16 protein-coding genes are annotated in these 16,198 nt (G+C 45.7%); all 16 read right to left on the bottom strand.

Features of this window, described 5'->3' with window-relative positions:
• Positions 1 to 19: 19 nt before the first annotated feature.
• Entirely contained in the window at positions 20 to 394 is a 375-nt protein-coding gene (locus ACX9YW_RS06300; RefSeq protein WP_460343505.1) for an ATP synthase subunit I, read from the bottom strand.
• A gap of 6 nt (positions 395 to 400) precedes the next feature.
• Positions 401 to 619: an AtpZ/AtpI family protein gene (locus ACX9YW_RS06305; protein WP_460343508.1), complete on the bottom strand. Its 219-nt coding sequence runs from the start codon at positions 617 to 619 to the stop codon at positions 401 to 403.
• Positions 620 to 1,013: 394 nt separating this feature from the next.
• Complete coding sequence (locus ACX9YW_RS06310) at positions 1,014 to 3,284, bottom strand: S8 family serine peptidase (protein WP_460343511.1); 2,271 nt, start codon at positions 3,282 to 3,284, stop codon at positions 1,014 to 1,016.
• Positions 3,285 to 3,755: 471 nt separating this feature from the next.
• Entirely contained in the window at positions 3,756 to 4,898 is a 1,143-nt protein-coding gene (gene wecB / locus ACX9YW_RS06315) for a non-hydrolyzing UDP-N-acetylglucosamine 2-epimerase (protein ID WP_460343514.1), read from the bottom strand.
• A 97-nt stretch (positions 4,899 to 4,995) separates the two neighbouring features.
• Complete coding sequence (gene upp, locus ACX9YW_RS06320) at positions 4,996 to 5,625, bottom strand: uracil phosphoribosyltransferase (protein WP_460343517.1); 630 nt, start codon at positions 5,623 to 5,625, stop codon at positions 4,996 to 4,998.
• Positions 5,626 to 5,948: 323 nt separating this feature from the next.
• Positions 5,949 to 7,190 (bottom strand): serine hydroxymethyltransferase, encoded by a 1,242-nt coding sequence (gene glyA, locus ACX9YW_RS06325; protein ID WP_460343911.1) that lies wholly within the window; start codon positions 7,188 to 7,190, stop codon positions 5,949 to 5,951.
• Positions 7,191 to 7,319: 129 nt separating this feature from the next.
• On the bottom strand, positions 7,320 to 7,907 hold the full coding sequence (locus tag ACX9YW_RS06330; protein WP_460343520.1) for a TIGR01440 family protein: 588 nt from the start codon (positions 7,905 to 7,907) through the stop codon (positions 7,320 to 7,322).
• Positions 7,908 to 7,920: 13 nt separating this feature from the next.
• Positions 7,921 to 8,361 carry a ribose 5-phosphate isomerase B gene (gene rpiB, locus ACX9YW_RS06335; protein WP_460343523.1) on the bottom strand — a complete coding sequence of 147 codons (441 nt, stop codon included), beginning with the start codon at positions 8,359 to 8,361 and terminating at the stop codon, positions 7,921 to 7,923.
• 141 nt (positions 8,362 to 8,502) lie between these two features.
• Entirely contained in the window at positions 8,503 to 9,798 is a 1,296-nt protein-coding gene (locus ACX9YW_RS06340) for a methyl-accepting chemotaxis protein (RefSeq protein ID WP_460343526.1), read from the bottom strand.
• A 32-nt stretch (positions 9,799 to 9,830) separates the two neighbouring features.
• Positions 9,831 to 10,265 (bottom strand): low molecular weight protein arginine phosphatase, encoded by a 435-nt coding sequence (locus ACX9YW_RS06345; RefSeq protein WP_460343529.1) that lies wholly within the window; start codon positions 10,263 to 10,265, stop codon positions 9,831 to 9,833.
• Between the two features lie 202 nt (positions 10,266 to 10,467).
• Complete coding sequence (locus ACX9YW_RS06350) at positions 10,468 to 11,016, bottom strand: manganese efflux pump MntP (protein WP_460343532.1); 549 nt, start codon at positions 11,014 to 11,016, stop codon at positions 10,468 to 10,470.
• A gap of 135 nt (positions 11,017 to 11,151) precedes the next feature.
• Entirely contained in the window at positions 11,152 to 12,198 is a 1,047-nt protein-coding gene (locus ACX9YW_RS06355; RefSeq protein WP_460343535.1) for an L-threonylcarbamoyladenylate synthase, read from the bottom strand.
• 178 nt (positions 12,199 to 12,376) lie between these two features.
• Positions 12,377 to 12,823: a GNAT family N-acetyltransferase gene (locus tag ACX9YW_RS06360; RefSeq protein WP_460343539.1), complete on the bottom strand. Its 447-nt coding sequence runs from the start codon at positions 12,821 to 12,823 to the stop codon at positions 12,377 to 12,379.
• Positions 12,824 to 13,058: 235 nt separating this feature from the next.
• Entirely contained in the window at positions 13,059 to 13,880 is an 822-nt protein-coding gene (gene spoIIR / locus ACX9YW_RS06365; RefSeq protein WP_460343542.1) for a stage II sporulation protein R, read from the bottom strand.
• A gap of 336 nt (positions 13,881 to 14,216) precedes the next feature.
• Positions 14,217 to 15,092: a peptide chain release factor N(5)-glutamine methyltransferase gene (prmC, locus tag ACX9YW_RS06370; RefSeq protein WP_460343545.1), complete on the bottom strand. Its 876-nt coding sequence runs from the start codon at positions 15,090 to 15,092 to the stop codon at positions 14,217 to 14,219.
• A complete protein-coding gene (prfA, locus tag ACX9YW_RS06375; RefSeq protein WP_460343548.1) occupies positions 15,085 to 16,158 on the bottom strand; it encodes a peptide chain release factor 1 in 1,074 nt (357 codons plus the stop codon). Before prfA ends, prmC begins: the two co-directional genes overlap by 8 nt.
• Positions 16,159 to 16,198: the final 40 nt, after the last annotated feature.

Consider the following 16,198-nt stretch of genomic DNA (forward strand, 5'->3'; position numbering starts at 1 on the left):
ATTCACCTCTCTTCGTGCGCTATTTACGTAAATGAAAAGATTGTTTAAAAAAATCTATCATAATGACGATATAGGATGTCATTAATCCCAACACTGTACTGACGAGATTAAGGTTTTCCGGATACTCTAGCACGACAATCACTGCCACTGCTCCAGTGGCCAAACGTGAAAATGTCCCGAGTGAACGGACCTTTCTCCCTTGTAAAATGGCATTCTCGAATTTTCCGTAATACCGAACCATCAACCAATAATTAAACAGGCTTAGGCTTGTTCCAAAAATAAGCCCTAAAAAGACGGCTTTATGATCGGTGTAACCCCAGCCGAGAACATAAACCGCTAAAAGTAAAAATATGTACCTGCGTCCGCGGGCATACATTGCCTTAAATTCTGGCATGGTCTGTTAATCTCCCGAAAATTGTTGAATTAATCGAAGCATGGCATAAATCCCGGTACCTAGTCCCAGCATAAGCCCAATAATTAAAAAAAGAGGCTCCGTAGCAAATTGCCGATCCAGCCACCTACCGGCAAATATGCCAAATAGAATCGAACCAACTAGCTGAGCGGTAATTGCGGACATCAGGACCATCGCTTTATATGGGCGGCGATTGTTTGACTTCATCTCCACACACCCTAACCAAAAAAAAATGAGAAAATGGGCTTTGAGGTAACTATAGATAATGATTATGCAAACGTGGGAAATATGGTTGCACAGGATATGAAAACCCTAACATTTTACGCCCTAAGTAAGCATACAATAGGGAAATGTCAATGTCAATCCATTTGCCGTGAAAAAGTTCACAATGTAGACATAGACTATTTCCCAACCAAATACTATTTCCCTATACCAAAACTACCAGTTTCAATTGTAAAGTTTTTGTAAATTTTATTTCAGAAACGTTTCTGGTGGTGCTTGTTTTGGTGCTTGTTTTGGTGCTTGTTTTGGTGCTTTTTTTGGAGCACTCTTTGGTGCCTCCTCTTTGGTGCCTGTCACCAACCTACTAATTTTTGTAAATTCATTTCAATAACATTTCCTTTTCTTCTTTTTGAATTTCGATGATTCGCTCTTCCATGTCTTCTTGTCCTGCTTTTTTGGCGAAGACTTTTAGGATATATGTGCCGCTGTTTGGCAGTTTGTCTAAAGTGATTTCTTTTTCCAGCATGCCCTTTTTCACATTTCGTGCCCAATCGAGATAGCCAATGAAACGATAATCATCTGGCGAAAAGACCGCAATGCCAAACTCCTCGGCCCCACCCGGCAAGTACACCTGGTAACGCATGACCCCTGCCTTATCACCGCGCGCCATTTCAAACCCCATCACCCGCGGATAATCCGGCTCCTCGAGCACATAAATATACGGAAGTTTAATCGTTTTCGAGCCTGCCTCAATATTTAGGAAGCCATCTTGAATCTTCTCGTCGGTAAACTGAGTCGGGTCGACTTCGAGTTCGATTGGAACCGAACGTTCTTCGTTTGGCCCCAGCGAAAAACTGAGCGGCAATCGCCAATTCATGCCCCTAACCTTGTTTGGTATGTCAAACGAGTACTTGATTGTTTTATGGCTTACGTTTTTAAACGACAGTTTCGCCAGATGGGTGTGATTGCGGTCTTTCAGCTGAAATTTACCAAACTGCAAAGAACTTGGCTGGACAAGTGATTCGGCTTGAATCGCCTCGACAATCCGCAAGCGCCCCGCCCCTTGCTCGTATGTACGGTAGGGAGTACCGTTTGCCGTTTCAAGCGGTAGCGCATAATTCATGAGCGCCGCTTTTATTTGCACTGGTGTCCAATCGGGATGGGCCTGTTTCATTAACGCCGCTACCCCCGCGACATGCGGCGCCGCCATGCTCGTGCCTTGGAGCGACAAATACCCACCCGGCACCGTGCTCTGAATTGCCACCCCAGGTGCTAGAATGTCCGGTTTGATTTCCCATGTGCGCGTGACTGGTCCCCTAGAGCTAAAGTCGGCAAGCACATCCTGCTCTGTTTCTTCTATCATTCGGATCAGGCTGTGGCCGTTATCCAACTGGCTCTTTAACATCTGACCATCTTTTTTTGAAATCGACGCGACCGGCAAGCCCACATCAAACTGGAGATTCCCAATAAACTCTCCGCTCGTATTATTAAAAATAATCAAGCCAACTGCCCCGGCTTTCTGCGCGTTGATCGCTTTTTCGGTAAACGTTAGTTGCCCCCGTTCGACGAGCGCAATTTTCCCCTTGACGTTGGTAAGCTCGTTGGGCTTGCCGATACCGCCAAAAGCAAGTAGCTGCGAGCGGTCTTTCACCCATTTTTCAGCCCCAACCATTGGCTCGAGTCGAATTTTTTGCCGACTTCCTTCTATTAATATATACGGAATTTTCAGAATAGGAGTAGAAGCTCCAACTGATATCGCTTTCGAGGCTGTCCCGGGTGAGCCAACCGTCCATTTGTCTGGGCCCGAATTACCCGAGGATGTAACAGCAACGATGCCTTTTTCCGTGAGCTTGTTTAGTGCCATGCTGATTGGTAGATCTGGTCCGTTAATCGAATTGCCGAGCGAAAGATTGACGATATCGACCTTGTCTTTGGCCGCCTTCTCAATTGCCGCGAGCACCTGCTCAGTTGTACCGCTACCACCCGGACCAAGTGCTCTGTAGGCACGGATTTTCGCTTCCGGTGCGACGCCCTTCATTTTCCCATTGGCGGCAATGACCCCGGCAACATGAGTACCGTGCAAGGTCGGCTGCCCTTGGCTCGCCATCGTTTCCATGGGATCCTTGTCGTTGTCGACGAGGTCGTGTCCGCCAAGATAATTTTCGGCTATGTCTGGGTGTTGGTGGTCAAGCCCGGTATCAATCACACCAATTGTAACGCCCCTTCCGGTTAAGCGCCGATTTTGTGCGTCGAACAAGCCTCGAGCCTGATCCGTGCCGATAAGCTTGAAATTTTGGTGACGCTCTTTTTGAAACGGTTGTACGGCTGATTCGGGTGCTGATTCTACCTGATAGGTTTGCACTTGGGAAACTTCTATGATTTGATGTTGGTGCTGGCTCCATAGTTTTTCGATTTCTTGTGGTGAGCCTTTGACTGAAAAGCCATTTAGGACTTCAGTGAATCTGTATCTGAACTGCAATTTTGGGTGAGATTTCAATATTTCTGTGGCTGACTGGCCATTTTTTAATAAAATAATCGCCACTTCCTCCTTTTCTTGCGGTATCGGCGGATGTGTCAGCCGTTTTTCACCATCAGTGGTCGTTTGGGTTGCGAAAATGAGGAGTGCTGTTAAAAATAGTGCCCGTTTCAAGTGAAATCCCCCTCTTTTTTCCTTCAGTTTGTGATTCGAGAGGGTGGAGTATGCAAGTTGAAAGGATTTTTGTAGGCTGAAGATTGGATATCGAACGATTTTGGGCGGATATCAAACTTTTTGGAGTGAATATCAAACTCTTTTAGGCAAATATCAAACGGTTTTAACCAAATATCAAACTTTTTCACAAATCTGTCACAATTCAGGACCGAATTACCTAGTCGATTCACACCAAAGTGTATCGAGCGTACCACCGACGCCCGTTGCAGAAATAGTATTTACCTCTTTCCCTAACATATTTACCTCTCTTCACCAGTTATTTTCCTTTTCACAGCAGATATTTACCTCTTTTCCCGAAATATTTACTTTTTTCACAAATCTGTCACCATTCAGCTTGCTATTTTTCATAAAACCCGCAAGACAAAAACAAGACCCGATCCAATTTCGGATCGAGCCCTGCCCCAACTTATTTTACAAATATTCTTCCGGACGTTCCTCAAGCTGCTTAAAGTAGTAGCGAATGGCCTCGCCAATTCGCTTGGACGCATGACCGTCGCCATACGGGTTTGCAGCGTGGGCCATTTTTTCATAAGCATTGCGGTCGGTCAACAGTTCGGTTGCCATCGAATAAATCGTTTCCTCATCGACGCCGGCCAGTTTCAAGGTTCCTGCGGCAATTCCTTCTGGACGTTCAGTCGTGTCGCGAAGCACGAGGACCGGAACACCAAGTGAAGGTGCCTCCTCTTGCACGCCGCCGGAATCAGTTAAAATCAAATAGGCACGTGCGGCAAAGTTATGGAAATCGATGACGTCTAGCGGCTCGATTAAATGGATCCGTGGGTCGTCGCCAAGAACTTCCCCTGCAATTTCACGCACGACAGGGTTTAAATGAACCGGATAAATCACCTGTACATCCGGTTGCTCCTCCACAATACGCTTAATCGCACGGAACATATTGCGCATTGGCTCGCCTAAATTTTCGCGGCGATGTGCCGTTAAAAGAATCAGGCGGTCAGAGCCAATTTTATCAAGCACATCATGTTGGTACTCGTCCTTCACCGTTGTTTTCAGCGCATCAATCGCTGTGTTCCCGGTGATGAAAATATCCTCGTTTTTCTTGTTTTCTCTTAGCAAATTTTCCGCTGACATCGCAGTCGGCGCAAAATGGAGGTCAGCAATTACGCCTGTTAGCTGGCGGTTCATCTCTTCAGGGAACGGCGAGTATTTATTCCAAGTCCGCAGTCCCGCTTCGACATGACCAACCACAATTTGATTATAATAGGCGGCTAAGCTTGCGACGAAGGTCGTTGCCGTATCACCGTGAACGAGCACGATGTCTGGCTTGACGTCCTTCATTACCTTATCAAGGCCTTCTAAGCCGCGTGTCACCACGTCGATAAGTGTTTGGCGGTCTTTCATGATGTTGAGGTCGTAATCCGGTGTGATTTCAAAGATGTTTAGTACTTGGTCGAGCATTTGTCGGTGCTGTGCCGTTACCGTAACAATCGATTCGAAATGCTCAGGGTGTTTGTTTAATTCCAACACTAGCGGCGCCATTTTGATGGCCTCCGGTCTCGTCCCGAAAATCGTCATGACTTTAATAGGTCTTTCCAATTTTAACACCTTCTTTATGTACTTTTGCAGCAAGGCACCATCCTTTTGCGGGAATGGTGCCTTGGTTTTTTATAAAATTGTTCCGATATTGCTTAAATTATTTCGTGCCGAACAGTCTGTCACCAGCATCGCCAAGACCCGGAACAATGTAGCCATGGTCATTTAGCTTTTCATCAAGAGCCGCAATATAAATATCGACGTCAGGATGGTTGGCTCGAACGGCGGCAACGCCTTCTGGTGCTGCAATTAAACACATGAATTTAATATGCTTCGCACCGCGATTTTTCAACGAATTGATCGCTTCAACCGCTGAACCACCTGTTGCCAGCATTGGATCTACGACGATAAAATCTCTCTCCTCCACATCGGAAGGAAGTTTCACATAATATTCGACAGGCTTTAGTGTTTGCGGGTCGCGGTAGAGCCCGATGTGACCGACCTTTGCCGCCGGGATTAGTTTAAGGATTCCATCGACCATCCCGATTCCCGCACGTAAGATTGGGATGATGCCGATTTTTTTACCTGAAAGCACCTTTGATTTCGTTTCGTTTACTGGTGTTTCGATGGTAATGTCTTCAAGCGACATATCTCGAGTAATTTCAAAAGCCATTAACGTCGCCACTTCATCAACAAGCTCGCGGAACTCCTTCGTCCCCGTGTGCTTATCGCGGATGTAAGTCAACTTATGCTGAATCAGTGGATGATCAAAAACATAAACCTTTGCCACAGTCATCGCCCCTTTTCTTTAAAATAGCATCAAAATTAGAATCTCTGACACCGCACCAAACTATGTATTCGTCTAATTCTACAAAAAAACCCAACCAACTTCAACTATAAACAGGCAAACCCAAACAAGAAAACTTTACCACATTAAAGCGTATGCATACTCTTAAAACCACTTTAACACTTTAAAGCATGTGGGGACTGTCCCCACTCACTTCACCGCGTTAAAGCACTGCGGGACAGTCCCCACATGCTTTAAAGTGGTGAAGGATGTGTGGATATTAAGAAAGGGCTTGCTCTTTTGTTGGAGCAAGCCCTTTTTAAATATTATTTTTCTGGGTATAGCACGAATTTGCTTGTTAGTTCGGCTACGCGTTTGCGTGATTTTTCTAGGTTAGCATCGTTTTCGTGATCTTTCAATGTGTCAGCGATGATGGATGCGATTTCGTCCATTTCTTCTAAGCCAAAGCCACGAGTGGTGACAGCTGCTGTTCCGATGCGGATTCCACTAGTAACGAACGGGCTTGCCGGGTCGAATGGAATCGTGTTTTTATTAACCGTGATTCCAACTTCATCAAGTACTTTCTCAGCCACTTTACCCGTTAAATCCAAGCTGCGTGTGTCGATTAACAATAAGTGATTGTCGGTACCGCCAGAAACAAGGTTGATGCCTTCTTTTTTAAGACCTTCTGCTAAACGGGCAGCGTTGGCAACAATTTTACTTGCGTAATCTTTAAAGTCGTCCTGTAATGCTTCACCAAATGCAACCGCTTTGGCAGCGATGACATGCATTAAAGGTCCGCCTTGGATTCCCGGGAACACGGACTTATCGATGGCTTTTGCAAATTCTTCGCGACAAAGAATTAAGCCGCCACGAGGCCCGCGAAGCGTTTTATGCGTCGTTGATGTGACGAAATCAGCGTATGGAACTGGATTCATATGTAAGCCGGCCGCTACAAGTCCTGCGATATGCGCCATATCAACCATTAAGTACGCGCCAACCTCATCGGCGATTTCACGGAATTTCGCAAAATCAATCGCACGCGGGTACGCACTTGCACCGGCAACAATCAATTTCGGCTTGTGCTGGAGCGCTTTTTCACGAACATCTTCATAATTAATGAGGTGTGTCTCTGCGTCAACACCATATTCAACAAAGTTATATTGGATACCACTAAAGTTAACCGGGCTACCGTGCGTTAAGTGGCCACCATGAGATAAATTCATGCCTAAAACCGTGTCACCAGTCTTAAGGATCGTGAAGTAAACCGCCATGTTCGCCTGCGCGCCTGAATGCGGCTGTACGTTGGCATGCTCAGCACCAAAGATTTTCTTTGCGCGGTCTCTTGCTAAATCTTCCGTCACGTCAACAAATTCGCAACCGCCATAATAGCGGCGACCTGGATAGCCTTCCGCGTATTTGTTGGTTAAAACAGAGCCTTGGGCCTCCATAACCGCTTCACTAACAAAGTTTTCCGATGCGATTAATTCGATATTCCCACGTTGTCTACCTAATTCCTTTTGAATCGAAGCAAAAACCTCTGGATCCTTTGTTTCTAAGTGCTTCATCATGTATCCCCCTTTTACTTTCGAAAAAAATATGTACTATTTGAAAAATTGCCAATCCTATCTTAACATGAAACCGCTTTTAAAAGAAGGATGTTTGTCACCGATTCTTCCACTACCCGCCTTGCCTGTCTATGAACACTGATTATTTTGCGAATTTTTTTCATAAACCGACCTTGCTCCGCCAATCAACTTCGGACGCGATTTCGCCAATGTAACATGGGCCTCGCCAACCGCTTTCACCGACGTCCGCACTGGAACGGCCACATGCTTTAGATGCATGCCAATCAGCGTATCGCCGATGTCAATCCCGGCATCCGCCTTGATAAATTCGACCACCGCAGGATCTGCGAAGTGCTCGTACGCATAAGTCGCCATCGCTCCTCCAGCAGTCCGAGCCGGCACGACCGACACTTCCTCGAGGCTTTTTTCTTCTAAAATAGATCTTTCGACCACGAGCGCTCGGTTGAGGTGCTCGCAGCATTGAAACGCGAGTCCGACACCCGTTTCCTGCTGAAACCACTTTAGCTTTTCGAAAATCATTTCCGCGACTTCAAAGGTTCCGGCTGTGCCGATTTTTTGACCTATGACCTCACTCGTGCTACACCCGACAACGAGAATATTTTTACTAGACAAGGAGGTTTGCTGATGGAATTCCTCGAGAATCGTCTGTAAAGCCTGTTCCCAAACTTTGAGTGTTTCCGATTCCGTGTGCGCCAATTTCACTCACCCCTTACTGGTTTTCGTAGCTAGTGATTTTGTTGACGCGGTTCTCATGGCGTCCGCCCTGAAATTCGGTGGTAAGCCATATTTTCGCGATATCACGCGCCAGACCTGCCCCAATGACACGCTCACCCATTGCCAGCATATTCGTATCATTATGCTCGCGGGTCGCACGTGCACTAAACGTATCATGCGCTAGGGCACAGCGAATTCCCTTGACCTTGTTTGCGGCAATGCTCATGCCAATCCCGGTCCCGCAAATCAAGATACCGCGGTCAAATTCCCCGGAAGCGACCTTATTAGCAACAGGAAGCGCATAGTCCGGATAGTCGACGGACGTCTCACATTCACAGCCAAAGTCCTCAAACTCAATGCCCATTTCCGTTAATAATGACGCGATTTCCTTGCGAATATTGATACCACCATGATCGGATGCAATAGCTACCTTCATCTTAAAAATGCCCCCTTCAATTTTTACGAATCTTTTATTATTGTGTCATAGTCGATTAAAAAATAAAAGTCTGCAACAGTTAATGAAACCTTGCTCGAATTCTAAAAAAACTGCACTCGCGCTCGGAGTGCAGTTTTTTTATTAAACTTGAAAATTAGTAATAGTTGCTTTTAATTTATCTGCTTGTTCCTTTAATTCGCGAGCACGATGTTCCACACTTTCAATTAAAGCTGATTGTTCAGATGTGGAAACCGCCGCTTCCTTTGTACCTACAGAGGTTTGTCTTGCAATCGCGGCAACCTCCTGGGATTGTATCGATGTTTGCTTTACACTTTCCATTTGTTGATCAACTAAAGATGTAATTTTAGTTACACTACCCGCCATTTGATGAACCGTTTCGGTCATTTTCTCCATCACACTATTGGCTTTAGCACCTTTAAGGGATTCTCTATTTGCCTGTTCGACCTGAAGCATAATTAGCTTCACTACTTTAGTTACATCCGATTGGATATTGGTGATTAATTCAGAGATATCCTGAGCAGCTTTAGCGCTTTCATCCGCAAGATTCCGAACTTCATTCGCAACAACCGCAAAGCCTTTTCCTTGTTCACCTGCTCTTACTGCTTCTATTGATGCATTTAATGCCAGCAAATTTGTTTGAGCGGCCATCGCTCCAACTAATTGAATAATCTCATCTACTTTTGCAGCATTGGCCTCTAAACTCTTTACCATATCTAATGATTGCTGACTTTCCGCTGCTACCTCGGAAATACCCGAGACTAATGAATGAATAGCATCATGGGACTGCCGTAAATCAGCCATCATATCATTGGAGATCCTCTCAGCAGACCGCGAATTTTCTTGAACCTCACTTGCTAAATATACAACTTCGTTTAAAAATTCCACTGTATCCTGAACTGCAACTGCAGATTGGCTGGCCCCAATAGCTATTTCATTAATGGTTCTCCCCACCGATTCAGCTGCTTTTGAGGCAGTGGCCGATTCCTGTGAAATTAAAATAACCTTTTTGTTTGTTTCGACAAAATTTTCTTCGATTTGTTGAACCATCTCTCTTAGATTTGCAAGCATGTGATTAAAAGCTATTCCTAAAGCACGAATTTCATCATCAGACCCTGAGGGCTCCACGTCTTCACCAATTTCACCGTTTGCAGCTTTTAAAGCGACTCTTTCAAGTTTCTGAAGTGGTTTAATAATGAATCCAGCCGCAAAAAAGGCTAGAATTCCCGACCAAATAATACCTAGTACTAATACGATTACGGTAAAAAACGTTTCTTTAAAGGGTAAGGATTTTTCTATCATCGGATAAATAACATACAAAAATAAGGCACTTGTCGCATACGTTATGATGGCTAAAACTGAAGTGAATAAGACAAGTTTTTTTCTTAAACCGAACTTGTAGCGTTTTTGATTACCCATTTTTTCTCCTCCGGCTGGTCATTTGTCTCTCTTTAAATAAGTCTACTAATTATTTTATCGACCAACTCGTTTAAAACTTTATATGTTTTTTGATAAATTTCTAAATTCCCACCGTATGGATCGATAATATCCTTTTCCCCTTCACCTACATAGCCTGTTAATGTGTATGTCTTTTCCTGAGCGCTTGGAAAGTTTTGTACCACTGCTACTTTATGTGACTCCGTCATTGTTAAAATATGTGTCGCCCAGTCTATATCTTCTTGACGTAAAAATTTTGAAACATGTTCCTTCTCAATTTGATGATTTGCCAACACAGTCTTTGCATGTGGGGAAGCTGCCAATCCGTCCATTGCATAAACACCAGCAGACCTTACCTCCACATCTTTTATCTGCTTACTCCGCAAAATCGCCTCTGCCATCGGACTGCGACACGTATTACCCGTACAAACAAACAAAATCCGCACCATACAACCAACCCCCTTCCTATCCACCCATTATAACCCAACCCCACCCAACCTTACACTTCAACGCTTTAAAGCATGTGGGGACTGTCCCCACGTTCATTAAAGCATTAAAGCGTTAACGCACTTGAGTACCTTAAAGATATTTACACTTCACCGCGTTAAAGCGAAGCGGGACTGTCCCCACATGTTTTAAAGCGTTAATGGGTTAAAGGAGGAGTTTGAGGCCGAAGGCGAGGAGGATGCTGCCGCCGAGGGCTTCTCCGTAGTGTCCGAGCCAGCCTTGGACTTTCCTGCCGATGAGGAGGCCTACCCAGGTGGTCACCGTAGCCGCTATCCCAAAGCAAAGTAGCACCAGCACCGTTTTTGCCTGGTAAATCCCCAAGGTTAACCCAACCGAAAAGCTATCCAAACTGACACTGAACGCAAATACCATTAATCCAAAGCCAACAGGCGTAATGATTTGGCTATCCTCGCTTTTGAAGCTGTTCCAAATCATTTGCACCCCCAGCAGAATCAGCAACCCACCACCAATATATGTCGCCAATGTCCCGAATTGTTCGGACAAAAATTTCCCCGCAATGATCCCTAAAAGCGGCATCCAGACATGGAAAAGACCAATGGTAATCCCAATTTTAAAAATCTGCCGTAACCGAAGCTTATACATCCCCATCCCGAGACCGATGGAAAAGGCATCCATCCCTAGCGCAAACGCCATTAAAGTAAGTGTTAATAACTCTCCCGCAACTGCTGTCATTTCTCCCATTCGCCCCCTTGGACTTGCTACTTCAAGATATGCACGTCCACATCGCTTTAGAAGAAAAAATTCCAACCCCAACCAACTCCACCAAAAAAGGCCCTCGAAAAACCGAAGGACCCCTACACAAAACGACTATTCACTTATGACCCGATGCCCGGCCGCCTTGTCCAACCGATTCATAATCGCCTGGCCAACACCCTCATTCGGGAACATTTCGCTAAAAATAACATCCACATTGGCTTCATTAAAAGTCCGAAGTGTCCCGTAAAGCGCCCCCGCTACCGACTCCAGATTGCCACGGCGACCACAAGCCAACACGACATCCGCAGAGGCAAACTCAGCCAGCCGTTCCTCGGTGGTCAGCACCCCAACGCGGAGCCCTTCTGCCTTTTTCGCCGCGATCAATTCCTGCCAAAACGGCAACGATCCCTGTACCAAAAACAACGGCGCATCTGGCGCATAATGCTGGTATTTCATCCCCGGCGATTTCGGTGCCTCCGCCAAATTCGTCAACGCCGCATCGAGCCGTACTTGTCCAATTACCGCCTCAATCTGTGCCTGTGTCACCCCGCCCGGCCGCAAGATGATTGGTACCTCTTCCGTACAATCAATCACGGTTGATTCCACTCCAACCCCAGTGGCTCCACCGTCCAAAATACCGCTCACCCGACCCTCCAAATCCTCCAGCACATGTTGGCCTGTTGTTGGACTTGGCTTTCCAGAACGATTCGCACTTGGTGCCGCAATCGGCAACCGGCATGCCTCTAAGACCGCCAACGCAACGGGATGGTCTGGTATCCGCACACCCACTGTCTCAAGACCGGCCGTAGCTTTTTCCGACAGTACCCCCGCCTTTTTTTGAAAAATAATCGTCAACGGACCAGGCCAGAATGCATCCATTAGCTTTTCTGCCTTCACCGGCACCGATTCGACAAACGCCGATATCTGTTCCTTGTGGGCAATGTGGATAATCAGTGGATTATCGCTCGGCCGTCCTTTGGCTGCAAAAATTTTACCAACAGCCTCGTCGTTCTCAGCATTGCCACCTAATCCATATACCGTCTCCGTCGGGAATGCCACGACTTCATTTTTTCGTAAAAGTTCAGCCGCCTGTTGAATCTGTGGATAATCTCTTAATTTACCCACAAACTTATCCACTATCCAATAATTTGTATTCATCGATTATTCACCTTTTATTCGCAAAAATGAAACGACAGAAATCTACAATTTCCGTATCATTTCGCCGATTTTTCTTTTGCAAGTATAAAAGAAAATAAATGCGAACACAAGTTTTTATCCACATTTTGTGGACAATTCGGGCAATTCCGTGGATAACTTTGCAGAACTATCCACAAAATCACATGGTTATTTTCAAAAATACCGAGTTATCCACAATTAAGATATTTTTAATATGCTGGGACTTGTAGAGATCGGCCGGTAATTCCTCCTCCGAAACTGTGGAAAACCCTAACATTTTAAAAAACGGCACCGAAGTTGCTTTATTTGTCGCCAAATACAAGCTAGTCATTTTCTTCTCTTTGGTTAATCGTAAAATTTGTTCAAATAGCAAAAGGATTTCATTTTCTTTCATCCCCGCCGTTACCACTAGCGAACGCAGCAGTCCATTTTCGCCAAACGGCTCCACTCCCAATGTCGCTCGCAATCTACCAGATTCATCTTCCATTAATAGAAAGTAGTCTATCGTTTCCTGGACGCCCTCTGTACCGAGATGTGCTTTCTCCAAAAAATTCACAAGCTGTGGCAAATCCTGCGCTGTAGCCAACCGAATCATCGCCGTTTCCATTTTTTCCACCTCATCTAATCTTTTTATTCTATGAATATGAATTAGTAGAAAAAGTAGAACCAATTTTCATAAAAATGGTGGTGTGAGCGAAGCTGAATCAAACTGAATCTCTGTAACCTATCTTTTTCTTAAAATTGAACTAGTTCGGTGCAAATTATGACCTATGTCCACGCGAAAAAACGACGGAGGGGGGGCCGTCGTTTTTTTCCAATATATAAGAGAGTTGTTTGCGTAATTAGAAAATCTTTAACCACAATTCTTTCAAGAAAAATTTCACTTCGACTCTTTGCTCTTCTTCAGCGACAAAGACAGGATCCTTTTCAACTAACTGTTCTGTTTGAACCGGTTCAACCTGAGCAAGCGGCTTCTCCACCTGAACTCTATCATCCACCTTTTTTTCCGGAATGACGATTGGTTCCTCTTTTTCAGAGATGACTGCGGTTTCTACTTTTTCAGGAATAACTGCCGGCTCCACGTTTTCAACTGAAGCCTCTGAGGTCGGAGCTACTTCCTTGGCACTTGCCACCGCTGGCCCTTCAAAACCATCGCTTACAGCAACCCCATTTGAAAAATCGAGGAAACATAATGGCGGAAATAACACGCACCACCAGTTGGCACCTTTGCCTTTGCCGAGCGTGATGAGGATGGCTTCATACTCGCCGGCCGGGTATAAAAATTGTCCATATAATTTCGTTGGGAACTGCACCTTGCCAAACTCGACATGGACCGTTTGCGTTGAGCCTTCTCTTTTTACAACCGCTTCGGCAATCGCTTGTATTTCTGGTTGCTTCTCTTGGAGTAAGCCGCGTGCCTCGCGAATGGAGGTTAGCTCCTGCACCCAAGTTGTGATGTTGGCATTGACTTCGTCACGTACTTTGCGCTTTAACGCTTGATCGGCTTCGCTGTCGCTGTTTGCTAGAATCCGTAGGCGAATCGCCTCTTTTGGGATGACAACCGCCTCGTTTGCGGTTACCTCGTTTTTCGGTATATATAAACTTAAAATCGTTCCTATCGCCAAAACTAATATATAGGCCAATCCTAGTGATTTTTTCATCATCGTTTGCCACCGTCCCTTTCCTATCCTCATTGTGGACAGAAATGCGGAATCTTAAACTAGCAATTAAAAAAAATCTAGGAAACTATTTTTTTAGCGTTGGGGACGGGGGAAAGTTACATTTTTGGAGTTTTGCGGACATAGGTGCCGCTATTTGAGGAAATTGCTAACCTTTTCGGAGTTTTGTGGACATAGGTTCCGCTATCGGCTAAAAATCATCGCAAAATGAGCGACTATTTCGATCCTAACGGAATGTACCTCTTAAAATAGGCCATTTTTACAAAAATAAGTATGTCCACACAAAAAAAAAGCCGCCCTTCTCAACGGGCAGCTCCATTACTAGTAACCAATTTCAGCAAATACCATCCGGTCCTTGCCGTTAATATCGTTCACGACTTCAACCTTGGCCCCAGGAAAAGCCTCGCTCAGCATCTCTGCCACGGTTTCGCCTTGCCCGGCACCGACTTCAAAGCCAACGAGGGCACGCTCTGCAAGCACCTGTGGCAGTTCAACCATAAATCGGCGGTACAAATCTAGCCCGTCCTCCCCCGCAAATAACGCCGAGGATGGCTCATGATCTTTTACAACGACTGACATCCATGATCGGTCGCCCTCGGGGATATATGGCGGATTCGAAAGGATGATATCGAACCTCCGACCACTGCTGATAAACGGCTCAAGCAAATCACCGTGTACGAATTCGACATCAGCCCCAAGCTTGTCGGCATTGGCATGAGCCATCTCGATTGCCGACTCGGAAAGGTCTGACAAAGTGACCCGCAACCCCTTTGGTCCCTCAAGTTTCATCGTCACCCCGATGGCGCCACTGCCGGTTCCAACGTCTAACAATTGAAGCGGCTCACCTAACTCGAGTGGGAACATTCGCCGAATCCGTTCTAAAGCGCCAAACACGAGCTCTTCCGTTTCTGGCCGCGGGATTAACACGGCAGGCGAAACGGCAAAGCGGCGCCCATAAAATTCTTCAAATCCTAGCAAATATTGAATCGGTACACCTTCATCGCCATGCAACAACACGAACCGCTGGAATCTGGACCAGACTTCAGGCGCGAGCTCTTCCTGCATATTGGCAAACAACTGGGCCCGACTCCAACCAGTCAATTCGCGCAACAAAAGTTCTCCCGCATTTTCGTCCCGACCTAGTGGCGTTAAAAAAGAAGAAGCCCATGTAAGGGCCTCGTGAACTTTTTTAGACATCTGATGCAGCTTCCAGCCTACTTGATTGGTCCTCGACGATTAAAGCGTCAATAATTTCATCAAGCTTGCCTTCAATGATTTGGTCCAATTTTTGAATCGTTAAACCGATGCGGTGGTCGGTCACACGGTTTTGCGGGAAATTGTAGGTACGAATCCGTTCGGAACGATCTCCGGTACCAACCGCAGATTTGCGGACTTGGTCGTATTCAGCTCTCGCCTCTTGCTGGAATTTATCGTAGACGCGGGCACGCAATACTTTCATCGCTTTGTCTTTATTTTTATGCTGTGATTTTTCATCCTGACATGATACAACGATACCAGTTGGGATATGCGTTAATCTTACTGCAGACATCGTCGTGTTAACGGACTGTCCACCGGCGCCGCTTGATGCGAATGTATCAAAACGGATGTCCTTGTCGTGGATCTCCACCTCGACCTCTTCTGCTTCCGGTAAGCAGGCAACCGTTGCCGTTGACGTATGAATACGTCCACCCGATTCTGTTTCCGGAACACGCTGAACGCGGTGTGCACCGTTTTCGAATTTAAGTTTCGAATAGGCACCCGTTCCATTGATCATAAAAATAATTTCCTTAAAGCCACCGAGACCAGTTGGGTTTGAATCCATGATATCAATTTTCCAACCCTGGGATTCTGCGAAACGGCTATACATACGATAAAGCGTACCGGCAAAAAGAGCCGCCTCTTCGCCACCAGCAGCGCCGCGAATCTCCATGATCACACTCTTGTCATCGTTCGGATCCTTCGGAATTAAAAGGATTTTCAAACGGCCTTCCAACTCTTCGATGCGGTCTTTTAGCTCGCTGACTTCTTCTTTCACCATTTCGCGCATGTCAGAATCAAGCTTTTCATCGAGCATCGCAAGCGCTTCGGTTAGTTGCCCTTTCGCTTCCTTGTACTCGCGGTAGGCTTGCACCGTTTCACTTATATCTGATTGCTCTTTGGAGTATTCACGCAGTTTGTTTGCGTTATTTATAATTTCCGGATCACTTAACAGCTCATTCAACTTCTCATAGCGGTCTTCAACCGCTTGTAAACGATCAAACAACGTCCTTCACCTCAATCTTATAGGCATAACATTATAATTA

Source organism: Pseudoneobacillus rhizolycopersici (assembly GCF_054786815.1).